Genomic DNA, 15,047 nt, shown 5'->3' with positions numbered 1-15,047 from the left:
GACGATCGCCAGCGGCCGTCGCCGGGTCCTCGACCTCGCGACGAGCCTGCCCGCATGGGCGGCCGTGCTGCTCGTGTGGACCGGTGGGCGCATCGTGTCGACGTTCTGGCTGGCGCTGGCGTTCCCGCTCATCGGTCGCGCCCTGCCCGAGAACGCGATCTGGGGCAACGGTCACGGCTTCCTCAACTTCCTGACGGCGTGGGACGGCCAGTACTACGAGCAGATCTCGGTGCACGGTTACCCGACGACGCTGCCGCTCGACGCGACGGGCAACGTCGCGCAGAACGCCTGGGCCTTCCTGCCTGCGTTCCCGTTCACGATCCGGATGCTCACCGCGTCCACCGGGGTGCCGTTCGACGTCGGCGCGCCCGCGATCGCCCTCGTGGCCGGACTGCTCGCGACCTACCTGTTGCACCGGCTGGTCCGCGATCGGGCGGGGTCGTCCGCTGCGATGTGGGCGGTCTTCTTCTTCACGTGCGGCCCGCTGTCGTTCCTGCTGCCAGGTCGGCTACGCGGAGAGCATGTTCCTCGCGCTGACCTTCGGCGCGCTGCTCGCCCTCGAACGGCGGCGGTACGGATTGCTGACCGTCCTCGGCGTCGTCGCCGCGTTCACCCGGCCGGGAGCCCTGGCGATCCCGCTCGTGCTCGGCGTCATCGCGCTCGTCCGGTACGTCCGCGCCCGCCGGACCGAGGGGGTGCGATCCCTCGACGCGTTCCCGGTGGCCGAGCGCGTGCGGGTCGTCGCGGCGGGCGTCACGATGGTCGTGGCCGGGTTCGCCTGGCCGGTCATCGCCTCGCACGTGACGGGGTCGCCGAACGCCTACCTCGAGACCGAGATGTCGTGGTGGGTGAACTTCATCGGGCGGGTCGACTTCATGCCGCTCACCCCGTGGTTCCTCATCGCAGCGCGCTGGCTCGGCGTCGGCGGGGTCCTCATCGTGGTGTTCCTGCTCGTGTCGTACCCGGTGTGGCTCCTCCGCCGGTCGACGCGGAAGCTCGGGTTCACGACCGTGGTGTTCTCGGCGGCGTACGCGCTCTACATCTTCGCGGTGTCGCTGCCGATGGCGTCGACGCCGCGGCTCCTGATGCCGCTCGCGCCGCTGTTCGGCTCGCCGGAGCTCGTGGCGAAGCCGTGGATGCGGTGGACCCTGGTGACCTGCGCGGTCCTCGGTCAGCCGGTGCTCGTCGCCGTGCTGTGGCTGCTCGGGCCGCCGTAGCGCACGGCGCGGGGTCGTTCCGCTCGTCGAGGGAGCAGGAATCGTCGGGTCGCACACGGCAACCCGACGATTGCTGCTCCCTCGACGCTCGGGCGAGCGCCGGACGCGCGCGCGCGAGCGCGCGACCGCGTTCGCTAGAGCTCGACGGTCCCGTGGTCGCCGGTGTCCGGCTGGCTCTGCTTGCCGAGCGCGGCCTTGAGCGTCTGCACCAGGCTGCCGACCGGCCCGGTGTCCTGCGTCCAGTACTCGACCGAGACCCCCTCGACGGTGAGGAGGCGGATCGAGGGGTCGTCACGGCCGTCCGGGAACCACGCCTCGGCGAACGGCGACCACAGCTCGTCGACGACGGAGTCGTCCTGCGTGACGGTGGCCGTGCCGGCGATGGACAGGTAGCCGCCCTGCGACTCGATCGAGACGTTCACGTGCGGGTTCCGGGCGATGTCCTCGACCTTCTCGCTGCCGTCCTGCACGAGGAAGCGGAGCGTGCCGTGGAACGCCTTGTCCTGCACGGCGAGGGGTCGGGCGTGGAGGTGCCCGTCCTCGCTCACGGTCGTCAGCAGGGCCGTGTGGGCTCCGTGGACGATGTCCGAGATGGCTGCTCGCTGGTCTGCCTCTGTGTCGGTCATGGTGCTCCTCTCGCGTCGTGCGCCCCGTTGTGCTCGACGTGCGGCCGGGTCTCCCGGGGCGCGGTCCGTTCCGGCCAGTCTGCCCCTCGACGCTGGGCACGTCCGCCGCGGTCCGCGATCAGCAGCCAGGAGGCGCGGCCGGCGTCCGTCCCACTGCGCCGGCACCGCGGACGGGCCAACTCCACGGCACGCCCTCCCCGGGTGGAGACCGCCGGCTCGCGCATGCGGGTGCATGGTGCGACACCCCACGAGTCGATCGACAGGTGGCTCGTCGGAACATGCACGAGTATCCGATGCGTGCGTACCGAGCGACGATCCACGAGTCGATCACGGGGTGCTTCGTCGACCGATGCACGTGCATCCGATCTGCGCGGGCGGCGGCGGCGGGCGGCGGGCAGCGGGCCGTCGGCGGCGGGCCGTCGGCGGCGGGCCGCGGGCCGGAGCAGGGAACGGCGGCTCAGGCGGGTTCGCGGATCGTGGTCTCGACGTCGACGACCTGCGGGACACGCGGCATCGACGCGAAGCCGAACGCCACGGGCGGGTCGAGCGGCGCCAGGGAACCGAGCGGCTCCCCCGCCCAGGTCCCGCGCACGCCGGTGACGTCGTGCGCCCCGGTCACGCCGTAGTACTCGCGGCGGCCGTTGCCGGCGGACCCGGCCGTGCCCGAACCGGGCGCCACGAGCCGCGCGACCGGGTCGATGACGGCGAGCCAGCGGGGGTCGCGCGCGATGGGCTTCGGCACGATCCGGAGCACGCGGCCGAGCGGCGAGATCGTGCCGACGTCGATCGTCGCCTGCAGGGCCCCGGCGGCGAGCTCGATCCCGGTGGCCGTGCGGCGGGCGGAGACGTCGACGACGGAGACCGTGTCGAACCGGTAGGTGCCGGACACGTAGGCGGCGACGATCTCGTCCGGGGCGAGCAGCACGCTCGAGCCGTCGGGGAGTTCGACGAACACGTCGGTGAACGCCCCGAACGGCGAGCGCTCCCACATCCCGATGACGAGTCGCACGCCGGAGGTCGTCCCGACGCCCGCGATCCGGCCGCGGAACCGGCGCTCGACGGAAGGGGTGCTGGGACGTGACGGCATGCCCTGGACGCTACGCGGCGCTCCCGTGAGGGGCGTCGGCGAGGCGAGTCGCGCCTCCCGGCCGACGCTGACCAGCCGGGGACGTGATCGAGGGAGCAGGAATCGTCGAGCGACGCGAGGCCGTTCGACGATTCCTGCTCCCTCGACGCCTGCGATCAGGCGGCCAGCCCGCCTACGGGACGGGGACGGGCTCGGCCAGCAGCTCCCGCACCCGCGGGGCCACCTGGGTGCCGTACAGCTCGATCGACCGCATCATGTCCTCGTGCGGCAGGCGACCCGTCGCGTACCGCATGTCGAACCGCGAGGCCCCGAGGATCCGCATGTTCCGCGCGATCTTCCGCGCGACAGTCTCGGGCGAACCGACGTAGAGCGACCCTCCGGCCGACAGGCCCGCGCGGTAGCCGGCGACGTCGAGGGGCGGCCAGCCGCGCTCCCGGCCGAGCTGGTCGGTGACGGCCTTGTGGTACGGCCAGTAGCGCTCGGCGGCCTCCCCCCCCCCCCCCCCCCCCCCCCCCCCCCCCCCCCCCCCCCCCCCCCCCCCCCCCCCCCCCCCCCTCGTCGGTCGCGGCGACGAAACCGGGCGAGTGCATCGCGATCGGCTGCTGCGGCAGCTCGAGCTGCGTGAGTGCCTGCCGGTAGAGGCGCGAGAACGGAGCGAACTGGGCGGGCTGGCCGCCGATGATCGCGAGGAAGAGCGGGAGGCCGTACGAGGCCGCTCGGATGACCGACTGGGGCGAGCCGCCGACGCCGATCCACGTCGGGATGGCGCCGTGCTCGAGCTTCGGGAAGACGTCCTGGTCGGTGAGCGAGGCGCGCTTCGTGCCGGACCAGGTGACCGCGTCGCCGCCGCGGAGGGACGCCCAGAGCTGCAGCTTCTCCTCGAACAGGACCTCGTAGTCGGACAGCTCGTAGCCGAACAGGGGGAACGACTCGGTGAAGGACCCGCGGCCGAGGATGACCTCGGCGCGGCCGTTCGAGAGCGCGTCGACGGTGGCGAAGCGCTCGTACACGCGGACCGGGTCGTCCGAGGACAGCACGGTGACGGCGGAGCCCATCCGGATGCGCGAGGTGCGGGCGGCGATCGCGGCGAGGACGACCTCGGGTGCGCTCACGACGAAGTCGGCGCGGTGGTGCTCACCGACGCCGATGAAGTCGACGCCCACCTGGTCGGCGAGGACGGCCTGGTCGACGACGTCGCGGATGCTCTGCGCGTCGGACTGCAGGCTGCCGTCGGCGAGTTCGGTGACGTCGCCGAAGGTGTCGAGGCCGAGCTGCACGGGACCGATCCGCTCGGGTGCGGGCGGCGGCACGTCCGAGGGGCGGTCGGTGCCGAATGCGTTGCTCATGCTGCTCTCCCAGATCGATGCGTTTGCATAAACATAGCACGACGGACCCGCCCTGACCAGGCCTCCCGTGTACGGTCGCCGGCATGCCGCAGATCCCCGACCAGACCGGACGCCGCGTCGTCGTCACCGGAGCCAACAGCGGGACCGGGAAGGAGACCGCGACCCGGCTCGCCGCCGCGGGCGCCTCCGTCGTGCTCGCCGTCCGCACGATCGCGAAGGGCGAGGAGGCCGCCGCCGGCATCCGTGCCGCCCACCCCGGCGCCGACGTCGAGGTCCGTGAGCTCGACGTCGCCGACCTCGCGAGCGTCCGCCGGTTCGCCGCCGGGATCCTGGCCGACGACCGCTCCCTCGACGTCCTGGTCAACAACGCGGGCGTGATGGCGCCGCCGAAGCGGTTCGAGACGGTCGACGGCTTCGAGCTGCAGCTCGGCACGAACTTCCTCGGCCCGTTCGCCCTGACCAACCTGCTGCTGCCGGCGCTCCTCCGGTCGCCCGACGCCCGCGTCGCGACGATGTCGAGCATCGCCGCGGTCGGCGGACGGATCCGGTTCGACGACCTGCAGTGGGAGCACGGCTTCAACACGTGGCGCGCGTACGCGCAGTCGAAGCTCGCGGACCTGCTCTTCGCACTGCACCTGCACCGGCTGTCGGTCGAGTTCGACTGGCCCGTGATGAGCACGGCCGCACACCCCGGCTTCACGCGCACGAACCTGCAGTCGTCGGGGCGGTCCCTCGGGAAGGCGAAGCAGGCGGCACCCATGAAGCGCGCGGTGCCGTTCACGCAGGCGGTCGAGCAGGGCTCCGAGCCGCTGCTGTACGCCGCGGTCGGACCGGCGGCGGTCGGTGGCGCCTACTACGGCCCGTCCGGCGCGTTCGGCCTGACCGGACCGACGACGGTCGCGTCGATCCCGCGGTCCGCGCGGAGCGCCGACCTGGCCCGCTCACTGTGGGCGGTCGCCGAGGACCTGACCGGCACGCGCCCGCCGGTCTGACACCCGCCCGAGCGGCGGAGGCCGGCCGGTCCGGCCCCGACGGCGGCGCGTCCTGCCTGGAGGCGCGGCGCACCCCGCCGGCCCGGCCGTCAGAACCGCACGTGGTCACGCTCGAAGGCCGTGGTCACCGCCTCCAGGACGGCGCGCTGCCCGCGGGCGGTCGGGTGCACGTCGTCCGACTGCATCCAGTCGGCGTGCCCGCGGAGCGGCTGGCCGATGTCCACGTAGGTGCCGCCGTCCTGGTCGATCGCGGACCGCAGCGCCGCGGAGACCGCCCCGAGCCCGGCGGGCGGGGCGTCCTCGTTCCAGATCGCGCTGAGCCCGACGACGCGCGCGCGGGGCAGCAGCCGGTGGACGTCGGCGACGAGCTGCTCGGTGGCGCCGTCGACCTCGTCCGCGTCCTGGCCGAGGTCGTTCGAGCTGGCCTGCACGAGCACCACCGCGGGCCGGAGCGCGGCCGCCCGCTCGACGAGCCCCTCGTACGCGCTCGCGCACGAGTCGCTGTCACCCTCGGTGAGCACGCCGGCGCCGTCGCACGACAGGTTCGTCAGCTGCCAGTGCTCCGTCCGGGCGAGAACCGCGGGCCACGCCTGCTCGGCGGGGAGGCCGTGCCCGCCGCTGATCGAGTCGCCGACCACGACGACCCGGGCACCCGGCGCGGCGTTCCACGGTCGGCCGCTGGCTGCGCTCGCCCGGCTGGTGGTGGCGGTGCCGTCCGCCGACGCGGAGCCCTCGGCGCAGGCGCCGAGGGCGAGCGACACGGTGACGGCCAGTGCGGTCGCGGCCGCCGCACGGCGACCCACGAGCCAGGGGTGGGGAGGGCACGTCGGGGACGGTACGCCGCGCTCCGATGGACGGACCGCGGCCCCGCTGAGGCCTGGCTCAGGAGCGGTGCAGCTCGACCGACCCGTCGAGGCGTCCGGGTTCGGTGAGGCGGGCGTGCTGCAGCACCGTGCGGGACGGTCCGACCGCTGCGGCGACGATCGAGAGCGTCGCGACGTGCCCCTCGTGCTCGTGGGCGTCGCGCAGGATCGCGTCGGGGTCGTCCGCCGGCAGTGCGGCCGACGCCGCGAGGACCCCGAACCACCCGCTCCACCCGTCGCCCGCGTCGTCCCCGGCGTCGACGGCGCGGAGCTCGTCGAAGGGCCCGAGCTCCGGCGGCCCGACCGGCGCCCCGACCCCACGGAACGCCTCGAGCCAGCGGCCGATGCGCGGCGCGGCGGGGTCGTCCGGTTCGCCGTGCGTGACCATGTGCACGCCCGGGCCGAGGGCCGTGGTGCGCACCGCTACGCCGTCCCACGTGACGACCTCGGCGCCGTCGGCGGTGGCGCGGACGAGGTTGAACGCCCGCGTGGTCGGCACCGTGCCGTCGTGCCCCGGGAGCACCCCGTCGACGGCGTCGAGCAGGACCACCCCGCGCGTGGTCCAGGTGCCGTCGGCACTCGCGACGGGCTCGGCACGGTTGAGCACCACCGCGAGTCCGGCGTCGTCCGAGGCGGCGAGCCAGGCACCCCGGCCGAGCGGTCGCGGACGCCGCGCACCGACGGGTCGCGCTCCGGCCACCACGCGGCGGGCGGGTCCCACGGTCGGTCCGGCGATTCGTCGCGCAGGGCGAGCATCGTGACGGGCCAGTCGGAACCGGGATCGACGCGGACGACGACGGTGCACATGGGGTCGATCCTCGCACGGGCCCCCGGGTAGCGTGACCGACGTGAACGCAGCAGCAGAGGAGCCGTCTGACCGTCGTCGTCGGGATCACCGGGGGCATCGCCGCCTACAAGGCCGTGGGCGTCGTCCGCGACCTCGTCAAGCGCGGCCACGACGTGCACGTCGTGCCGACCGAGGGCGCGCTCCGGTTCGTCGGACTGCCGACGCTCGAAGCACTCAGCCGCAACCCGGTCACCACGAGCGTGTTCGAGGACGTCGCCGAGGTGCGGCACGTCGTCCCTCGGCCGTCGGGCGGACCTGGTCGTCATCGCCCCCGCGACCGCCGACTCGCTCGCCCGGATGGCCGCGGGCATGGCCGGCGACCTGCTCGGCACGACCCTGCTCGCGACCGAGGCCCCCGTCGTCGTCGCCCCCGCCATGCACCCGCAGATGTGGGAGCACCCGCAACCACGGCGAACGTCGCCACGCTGCGGGAGCGCGGCGTCCGCTTCGTCGGCCCCGTGGTCGGGGCCCTGACGGGCGACGACGCGGGGATCGGTCGGATGGCGGAGCCCGAGGACATCGTCACCGCGGCGCTCGCCGTGCTGGACCACGGACCGACCGCCGGCCACGCGGTCGGGACCGCACCACGAGCCGACGGCGAGCGGCCCGCCGGGGCCGAACCGCGCCTCCAGGCCGGCACCACGGACATCGCCGGCACCGGCGCACGCGGCGAGCAGGGCGACCTCGCCGGGGTGCGCGTCGTCGTCAGCGCCGGCGGGACCCGCGAGCCCTTCGACCCGGTCCGCTTCGTCGGCAACCGGTCGAGCGGCCGCCAGGGCGTCGCGATCGCCGCCGACGCCGCCCGCCGCGGCGCGACCGTCACGGTCGTCGCCGCGAACGTCGAGTCGTCGCTCACCGCCGGACTCGACGCCACCGTCGTGCCGGTCGGCTCCGCCCTCGAACTCGCCGACGCCGTGCACACCGCGGCCGCCGATGCCGACGTCGTCGTGATGACGGCGGCGGTCGCGGACTACCGACCGGCCGAGGTCCGTGCCGAGAAGCTCAAGAAGGAGTCGCAGGGCGACACCATGACGCTCGAGCTCGTGCGGAACCGGACGTCCTCGCCGACCTCGTGGCGGCGCGCCGGACCGGGCAGATCATCGTGGGCTTCGCCGCCGAGACCGAACCCGACCGGGCCGCACGGATCGAGCTCGGCCGCGCGAAGATCACCCGGAAGCCCGCTGATCTGCTCGTGGTGAACCACGTCGGCTGGTCGGCGGGGTTCGAGCGCGAGGAGAACGCGATCGAGGTGCTCGTGCCGGGCGGCGAGGTCGTCCGCGAGACCTCGGGCAGCAAGGCCGAGGTGGCGACGGCGGTCCTCGACCTCGTGGCGACCGCGCTGACCTGAGCGGTCTCCGTGCGTGCGCGGTGTCCGCCGGGCACGATGGAGGCATGCGACGACGCGAGCGTGCACGACGCGCCACCCGGACCGCCACCCTCCTCGCCGTCGTGCTCGGCGGGGCCGGTGTGACCCACTTCCTCCGACCGCGGGGCTACGACCGGATCGTGCCGGACGCCCTGCCCGCACGGATCACGACCCTCGCCTCCGGTGCCGCCGAGCTCGGCATCGCGGCCGGCCTGCTGGTGCCGTCGACCCGTCGGAACGCCGGCTGGGCCGCGGCCGCGCTCTTCCTCGCGGTGTTCCCCGCGAACCTCAAGATGGCGAACGACCTGCTCGACAGCCCGCGGTCGACCCGCGGGATGCGGCTCGGCTCCGTCCTCCGCCTGCCGCTGCAGGCACCCCTCGTCGCCTGGGCCGTGCGCGTCGGCCGGCACGCGCCGAAGCGGTGACCGGGGCGACGCGGGACCGTGCCGCGGTGCCGCTGCTGCACCGCCCGGTGACCGTGCACGCGTGGGAGGACATCGTCTTCGCGCACTGGCGCCACGACCCGGCGTCCCTGGCCGCGCTCGTTCCGCCCGGTACCCGCCCGGACGTGGTCGACGGCAGTGCCTGGGCGGGGCTGTCGGCGTACATGTTCCGCGAGACCCGCGTCCCGCCGTTCCCGCCGTCCGGCCGGCTCGGCTCGATGACCGAGGTCACGATCGAGATCCTGACCGTCGACGACCGCGGTCGGCGCGGCGTCGCCTACCGCACGGTCGACACCGCGAACGTGCCGGCGATCGTCGCCGCGCACGCGCTCCTCGGCGTCCCCTACACGTTCGCGCACGCTCGGGCGCGCCGGCGCGGCGACACCATCGCGCACCACTCGGTCCGGCACCCGGCCCGAGCACGCGCGCTGCACCCGGTCCGGTGGCTGCGGGCACGGCCTGGAGGCGCGGTGCAGCCCCGCCACGCGGCCACCGTCCGGGTGGTGGCCGGCGACGTCGTCGACAGCCCGCTGGCCGCCGAGCTCACGACCCGACAGGGCATCCACGCCCGCCTGCTCGCGCAGACCCTGTTCTGGCAGCGGCAGCACCCGCCGCTGACGGTCCGGTCGGCGCGGCTCGAACGCCTGGACGGCGACCTGCCGGACGCCGTCGGGATGTCCGGGCTGTTCGACCGTGAACCGGACTCGCTGCTCGTGGTCGACGGCACGACGGTCCGGTACGCGTGGGGGGACGTGGTCCGGTGACCGACGACCCGCACCACCTCGACCGCTTCGTCCACGCGCAGGAGGGCGTCCACGACACGGCGCTCGCCGAGCTCCGGGCCGGCCGGAAGACCTCGCACTGGATGTGGTTCGTCTTCCCGCAGCTGGCCGGGCTCGGACGGAGCGCGACCGCGCAGCACTACTCCCTCGACGGCGCGGCGGAGGCCCGGGCGTACCTCGACCACCCCGGTGCTCGGCCCGCGGCTGCTCGAGGCGACGGGCGTCGTGGCGACCGCGCCCGCGCGCTCCGCCGACGACCTGCTCGGTGGCGTCGACGCGCTGAAGCTGCGCTCCTCGATGACCCTGTTCACGCACGCCGCCGCCGATCCGGGCCTTCCGCGCGGTGCTCGACCGCTGGTACGGCGGCCGCGAGGACCCGGTGACGGTGCGCCTCCTGCACCTCGACGACTGACACGCCTCGATCCGATCGGAACGCCGTTCGTATATCAGGTACGGTGAACCATGCGTCCGTACCGATCGGTCGGCCGCGCAACCCGTCGCCCGTCCACCACGACCCGGAGGAACCCGCATGCCGGTCCCCAGCAGCGCACCCGACCGAGCACCAGCTGCTCCGCGACACCGTCCGCGAGAAGATCCACGACGCGATCATGGACGGCACGCTGGAACCGGGCGAACGGCTGAACGACGACGAGCTGATCGCCTGGCTCGGGGTCTCCCGCACCCCGATCCGCGAAGCCCTCAGCCAGCTCGCCCGCGCCGGTCTCATCGAGATGGCACCGAACCGGTACACCCGGGTGACCACCCCGAACCCGTCCGAGGTCGTCGAGGCGATGCAGACGCTCGGCGTGCTGTTCGGCGGCGTCGTGCGCCTGGCGGTCCCGCGGCTCGGTGCGGCGTCGAAGAAGAAGATCCTGGCCCAGCTCGACACCGCCATCGCGGACTTCGAGGCGCACGACGTCCCGGCCGTCAACCGCGACGCCCTCGGGGTCTTCGCCCTGTACGTCGCGGAGTGCGGCAACGAGAACCTGCAGCGGGTCTGCCGCGACACCATGGATGGCCTGGCGTTCCGGCTGCGCCTGCCGAACCTCGACGAGCTCGTCGACTGGGACCGGATGACGGCGGACTTCCGCCTGCTGCGCGAGGCCACCGAGCAGGGCGACAACGTCGCCGCGGAGCTCGCGACCGAGGCCATCCACCTACTCCCGGGGGAAAAGCGCTGACCCTGGCTGAACAGCCGTACAGGAACCCGCCCGTCTCGCCCACGCGAGGCGGGCGTCCCGCGTTCCCCGTGCCTCCCGGCAGTCCCCGACCGAGCGCGCCGGGCACGCGCAGTCACGCACTGACGGAAGCCGGTAACATCGCTCCGACCACCTGTCGGACCACCCGGAGCACCGCATGAGCCACCGCCAGCCGGACCGCACCGAGATCGCCGCGCGCCTCGCCGCCGCCGTCGGCCGCATCAACCGCCGGGCCCGGACCGACTCGGCCGCCCTCGGGTACGGCATCGTGTCCGCGCTCGCGACCATCCAGCGCGAGGACCCCTGCGCCCGGGCGACCTGTCGCGGATCGAGGTGGTCACGAAGCCGACGATGACGCGCATCCTGACCGAGCTCGAGCAGCGCGGGTTCATCGAGCGCGAAGCCGACCCGCGCGACGGACGGGCCTTCATGGTGACCGCGACGCCCGAGGGCATCGCGGCGGTCGAGCGCGCCCGCGCCGACCGCACCGGCATCGTCGCCGAGCTCATCGCCGACCTGCCCGACCACGACGTGGACGCCATCGCCGCGGCGCTCGACGCACTCGAGCGGGTGGCGCAGGGCGAGCGGCACGATCGCTCCCGGAAGCGCACAGCGCGCAGGCCTGATCCCGTCGTTACCGAACCGTTACCGACGGGTGGACGGACGGTTCTGCCAGCCTCCCTGGACGCGCCGTCCAGACTCGGGAGTCATCGTGTCGGCTTCGCCCATCGGCGGCCACCCCACGGCTGCCGGCCGGCGGACGGACGGGCCCCACACCACCGTCCGGTCCTCCCCCGGCTCGCGAGCTCTCGACGACGGACGTCCCCACGTCACGGAACACCGGCGCGCTCCCCCACCCCCCGCGCGCAACGTCGACAGCCACGCACCACGAGCCGGCCGACCACCGGAATCGATGACAGGACACAGCACCACCGACCTCCCCACCACCACTGCCTCGACCCGACGTGAGGCCCTGAACACCCGCGACCGGCGCCTCCGCCGGGCGCTCCGCCGTCCCACGACGTTCATCGTGGGTGGCGCCGCGGTCCTCGCCGTCGCCGGCGGCATCGCGACCGTCGGGACGCAGCCCGCGATCGGCGAGGCACTCGGCATGCCGAGTGCCAGCGCCACTCCGGCACCGGCCCTCGACGGCACCGCGCTCGACCGGGCGCAGGCCGCCGCGACCATCTCCACGGCGCAGACGGTCATCTCGACCGCGAACGAGAAGACCGACACGACCGCGCTCGAGCGTCGGATCGACGCGCTCGGCGACTACCGGAAGCTCTCCGGCGCGGCACTGACCTCGCGGATCTCCTCGACGGTGGACGCGAGCACCGACGTCGCGAACGCCAGCGCCACGCAGGACAAGCGGGACGCCGACGCGAAGGCAGCAGCCGAGGCGGCAGCGCAGAAGGCAGCAGCCGAGCGGGCCGCCGCAGCCGAGGCCGCGCGGAAGCAGGCTGCAACCAACACCCCCGCCGGGGCCAAGGCCACGGCCAGCTCGCTCGCCGCGTCGAAGTACGGCTGGGGTTCCGACCAGTTCCAGTGCCTCGACAACCTCTGGACCAAGGAGTCCGGCTGGAACTACCAGGCCGTCAACGCGAACGGCGGCGCGACCGGCATCCCGCAGGCGCTCCCCGGCTCGAAGATGGGCACGATCGCGGCGGACTGGCGGACCAACGCCACCACCCAGATCACGTGGGGGCTGCAGTACATCAGCCAGTCCTACGGCACGCCGTGCGCGGCGTGGGCGCACTCGCAGGCGTCGAACTTCTACTGAGCACGTGACGTCAAGGGCCCCGGGATCGCTCCGGGGCCCTTCGTCGTGTAGGCATACCGGGTGACCACCATCGGACTCCGCCGCATGGCGCCCCGCGACCCCACCGAGGGGCACCGTGCCGCCAGCCCCCTCGAGCTCCTCTTCGACCTGGTCTTCGTCGTCGCCGTCGGGTTCGCCGCGTCGAACCTGCACGAGATCGAGGCCGAGGGGCACGTCGCCTCCGCGGTGGTCGCGTACGCCTTCGTGTTCTTCGCGATCTGGTGGGCCTGGATCAACTTCACGTGGTTCGCGACCTCGTTCGACACCGACGACTGGCTCTACCGGGTCATGACGGTCGTGCAGATGGCGGGCGTGCTCGTCCTCGCCGCGGGCGTGCACGCCGTCATGGTCGACGGCTCCACCCTCGTCGTGGTCGTCGGCTACGTGGTGATGCGGCTCGCCCTGGTCGGACAGTGGCTGCGGGTCGCGGCCTCGTCGCCCGAGTACCGGCGGACGGCTCTCCGCTACGCCGCGGGGATCGTGGTGGTGCAGGCGCTCTGGGTGCTCGCCGTGCTGCTGCCCTGGGAGGTCGAGCGGTTCGTCATCCCCGTGCTCATCCTGCTCGAGGTCCTGGTCCCGCCCTTCGCGGAGGTCGGCGCCCACACCACCCCGTGGCACACCCGGCACATCGCCGAGCGCTACTCCCTCTTCACGCTCATCGTCCTCGGCGAGGGGCTCGTCGCGTCCGCGAACGCGGTCATCGACGGCATCGCGCACGCCGACCACCTGGCGTCGCTCCTCGTGCTCGCGGCGTGCGGCCTCGTCATCGTCGTCGGCATGTGGTGGATCTACTTCTCGCGGGAGCAGCACGCCCACATCCGGTCGCTGCCCACCGCCCTCGTGTTCGGCTACGGCCACTACTTCGTGTTCGCGGCCGCCGGCGCGCTGCCCGCCGGCATCGAGGTCGCCGTCAGCGCGGACGCGGGTGAGGCCGACCTGTCCCACGCCTCCGTCGCCGGCACGATCGCGGTGCCCGTCGCGCTGTTCGTGCTCGCGATCTGGTGGCTCGCGCTCCGCCCGTCGCTGACCACCGGGTGGAACGTCGTGGTCGTGGTGCTCGCGCTGGCGGTGCTCGCGAGCACCGCCGTGCCCGCGGTGTCGCTCGTCGCGACGGCGGTGCTGGTCGTGGCGATCGTGGTCGTGCTCGAGGTCGCGGACCGGCGCGCTGACCCCGAGGTTCGGGCCGCCCATCTCACCCGGAGGGTGCGATGGGCGGTGGTGCGCGTGCGGCTACGCTCCGTCGTCCAACGGGAGCAGGAGACGCCATGCAGGAGTTCGTGAGCGGGCTGGTGCGGAACTCGTCCTTCGGCGCGTGGGACGTCGTCCTGGCGCTGGTCGTGCTCGTCACCGGCTGGCTGGTGTCCGGGTGGGCGCGCCGCGGAGGTCGTCGCGGCCCTGTCCAAGTGGAGCGGCCTCGGGCCGAGCGCCACCAACCTCGCCGCACGCCTGACCCGGTACGCGGTCCTGCTGCTCACCATCGGGATCGTGCTCACCGTGCTCGAGGGCGCCGCTGCGCCCGTGCTCGCCGCGGTGCTCATCATCAGCACGGTGGCGTTCCTCGCGCTCCGCGGCATCGCGGCGAACTTCGGCGCCGGGCTCGTCATCCAGGCGCGACGCCCGGTGCGGATCGGGGACTCGATCGAGGTCGAGGGGGTCGCCGGACGCATCGTCGAGATGACCGGACGGGCCGTCCTGCTGAAGACCTCGGACGGCAGGACGATCCGGATCCCGAACACGATGCTGCTCGAGAACCCGCTCTGGAACGCCAGCGAGAGCGGAGCCGTGCGGAGCGAGGTCGAGGCGCGCATCCACGGCGCTCCCGACCTCGACGCGATCTGCCCGACGGTCGTCTCCGCCGTGACCGCCATCGACGGTCGTGCAGCCGTCGACCCGGAGGTGTTCCTGCACACCCTCACCCCGGCGTGGGCGGACGTGACGGTGCGGTTCTGGTCGTCCTACGACGACCGCGAGGCCGTGCGGTCCGACGTCGTGCGCGCCGTGGCCGAGGCGCTGCGGAGCACCGGGCTGCCGTGTTCGGTGTCGTCCGACCCGCCGCGGTTCACCAGTGCCCGGGTGGACGCGCTCGACTGACGACGATCTCACCCGTTCCGGGCGTGTGCGCGGGGTGCGGCGCCGACCACGATCGCCGAGCAGACCGACAGGCGGGAGCCGACCATGGAGGCGGGTGCCACACCGGTCGGCCGACGGAGCTGGTTCGCCCCGACCATCCGGGGGTACGACCGGGCCTCGTTCGGCCGCGACCTCGTCGCTGGGCTGAGCGCGGGCGCGGTCGTCGTGCCCCAGGCGATGGCGTACGCCTCGATCGCCGAGCTCCCGGTGCAGGTCGGGCTCTACACCTGCACCGCCCCGATGGTCGTCTACGCGCTCCTCGGCGGCTCGCGGGCCATGAGCGTCTCCACGACGTCGACGATCGCGACCCTCAGCGCCACGACGTTCGTC

15 protein-coding genes and 4 pseudogenes are annotated in these 15,047 nt (G+C 73.8%); 14 read left to right on the top strand and 5 right to left on the bottom strand.

Features of this window, described 5'->3' with window-relative positions:
* Window positions 1-521: 521 nt before the first annotated feature.
* Window positions 522-1,217 carry a hypothetical protein gene (locus tag ACZ8AI_RS09415; RefSeq protein WP_464858021.1) on the top strand — a complete coding sequence of 232 codons (696 nt, stop codon included), beginning with the start codon at window positions 522-524 and terminating at the stop codon, window positions 1,215-1,217.
* Between the two features lie 134 nt (window positions 1,218-1,351).
* Here ACZ8AI_RS09415 and ACZ8AI_RS09410 read toward each other — a convergent pair whose 3' ends face one another.
* The 3 genes and pseudogenes from ACZ8AI_RS09410 to ACZ8AI_RS09400 all read right to left on the bottom strand — a co-directional run bounded on the left by ACZ8AI_RS09410 (window position 1,352) and on the right by ACZ8AI_RS09400 (window position 4,276).
* Entirely contained in the window at window positions 1,352-1,843 is a 492-nt protein-coding gene (locus tag ACZ8AI_RS09410) for a pyridoxamine 5'-phosphate oxidase family protein (protein WP_464858020.1), read from the bottom strand.
* A gap of 457 nt (window positions 1,844-2,300) precedes the next feature.
* Window positions 2,301-2,930 (bottom strand): hypothetical protein, encoded by a 630-nt coding sequence (locus tag ACZ8AI_RS09405; protein ID WP_464858019.1) that lies wholly within the window; start codon window positions 2,928-2,930, stop codon window positions 2,301-2,303.
* 172 nt (window positions 2,931-3,102) lie between these two features.
* Window positions 3,103-4,276: pseudogene (locus ACZ8AI_RS09400) on the bottom strand (LLM class flavin-dependent oxidoreductase).
* A gap of 83 nt (window positions 4,277-4,359) precedes the next feature.
* Between ACZ8AI_RS09400 and ACZ8AI_RS09395 the strand changes: the two are divergent.
* On the top strand, window positions 4,360-5,268 hold the full coding sequence (locus ACZ8AI_RS09395) for an SDR family oxidoreductase (protein WP_464858018.1): 909 nt from the start codon (window positions 4,360-4,362) through the stop codon (window positions 5,266-5,268).
* A gap of 89 nt (window positions 5,269-5,357) precedes the next feature.
* Here the strand turns inward: ACZ8AI_RS09395 and ACZ8AI_RS09390 are convergent, their stop codons facing one another.
* Together ACZ8AI_RS09390 and ACZ8AI_RS09385 are read right to left on the bottom strand one after the other, a co-directional pair.
* Entirely contained in the window at window positions 5,358-6,071 is a 714-nt protein-coding gene (locus tag ACZ8AI_RS09390; protein ID WP_464858017.1) for an SGNH/GDSL hydrolase family protein, read from the bottom strand.
* 79 nt (window positions 6,072-6,150) lie between these two features.
* Window positions 6,151-6,852 (bottom strand): NRDE family protein, encoded by a 702-nt coding sequence (locus ACZ8AI_RS09385; protein WP_464858016.1) that lies wholly within the window; start codon window positions 6,850-6,852, stop codon window positions 6,151-6,153.
* A gap of 152 nt (window positions 6,853-7,004) precedes the next feature.
* Here ACZ8AI_RS09385 and ACZ8AI_RS09380 point away from each other — a divergent pair.
* The 12 genes and pseudogenes from ACZ8AI_RS09380 to ACZ8AI_RS09325 all read left to right on the top strand — a co-directional run.
* A pseudogene (locus ACZ8AI_RS09380) lies at window positions 7,005-8,326 on the top strand (bifunctional phosphopantothenoylcysteine decarboxylase/phosphopantothenate synthase).
* 44 nt (window positions 8,327-8,370) lie between these two features.
* Entirely contained in the window at window positions 8,371-8,769 is a 399-nt protein-coding gene (locus ACZ8AI_RS09375) for a DoxX family protein (RefSeq protein WP_464858015.1), read from the top strand.
* Between the two features lie 26 nt (window positions 8,770-8,795).
* Window positions 8,796-9,551 carry a YqjF family protein gene (locus tag ACZ8AI_RS09370; protein WP_464858014.1) on the top strand — a complete coding sequence of 252 codons (756 nt, stop codon included), beginning with the start codon at window positions 8,796-8,798 and terminating at the stop codon, window positions 9,549-9,551.
* Window positions 9,530-9,697: pseudogene (locus tag ACZ8AI_RS09365) on the top strand (DUF1810 family protein); the annotation flags it as partial. The gene ACZ8AI_RS09370 and the pseudogene ACZ8AI_RS09365, both read left to right, overlap by 22 nt.
* 61 nt (window positions 9,698-9,758) lie before the next feature.
* Window positions 9,759-10,028, top strand: coding sequence for a DUF1810 family protein (locus ACZ8AI_RS09360; protein WP_464858013.1), 270 nt, complete (start codon window positions 9,759-9,761; stop codon window positions 10,026-10,028).
* Window positions 10,025-10,750 carry a GntR family transcriptional regulator gene (locus tag ACZ8AI_RS09355; protein ID WP_464858012.1) on the top strand — a complete coding sequence of 242 codons (726 nt, stop codon included), beginning with the start codon at window positions 10,025-10,027 and terminating at the stop codon, window positions 10,748-10,750. The genes ACZ8AI_RS09360 and ACZ8AI_RS09355 overlap by 4 nt, the downstream gene beginning before the upstream one ends.
* 175 nt (window positions 10,751-10,925) lie before the next feature.
* Complete coding sequence (locus ACZ8AI_RS09350; protein WP_464858011.1) at window positions 10,926-11,123, top strand: hypothetical protein; 198 nt, start codon at window positions 10,926-10,928, stop codon at window positions 11,121-11,123.
* Window positions 11,120-11,737 (top strand): MarR family winged helix-turn-helix transcriptional regulator, encoded by a 618-nt coding sequence (locus ACZ8AI_RS09345; RefSeq protein WP_464858010.1) that lies wholly within the window; start codon window positions 11,120-11,122, stop codon window positions 11,735-11,737. Before ACZ8AI_RS09350 ends, ACZ8AI_RS09345 begins: the two co-directional genes overlap by 4 nt.
* Complete coding sequence (locus tag ACZ8AI_RS09340) at window positions 11,682-12,548, top strand: aggregation-promoting factor C-terminal-like domain-containing protein (protein WP_464858009.1); 867 nt, start codon at window positions 11,682-11,684, stop codon at window positions 12,546-12,548. Before ACZ8AI_RS09345 ends, ACZ8AI_RS09340 begins: the two co-directional genes overlap by 56 nt.
* A gap of 60 nt (window positions 12,549-12,608) precedes the next feature.
* A complete protein-coding gene (locus ACZ8AI_RS09335) occupies window positions 12,609-13,868 on the top strand; it encodes a low temperature requirement protein A (RefSeq protein WP_464858008.1) in 1,260 nt (419 codons plus the stop codon).
* 204 nt (window positions 13,869-14,072) lie between these two features.
* Complete coding sequence (locus ACZ8AI_RS09330; RefSeq protein ID WP_464858007.1) at window positions 14,073-14,678, top strand: mechanosensitive ion channel domain-containing protein; 606 nt, start codon at window positions 14,073-14,075, stop codon at window positions 14,676-14,678.
* An 84-nt stretch (window positions 14,679-14,762) separates the two neighbouring features.
* A pseudogene (locus ACZ8AI_RS09325) lies at window positions 14,763-14,984 on the top strand (SulP family inorganic anion transporter); the annotation flags it as partial.
* Between the last annotated feature and the right edge of the window lie 63 nt (window positions 14,985-15,047).

Source organism: Curtobacterium sp. AC273 (assembly GCF_979253735.1).
This window is presented reverse-complemented; position numbering and strand designations above follow the sequence as displayed.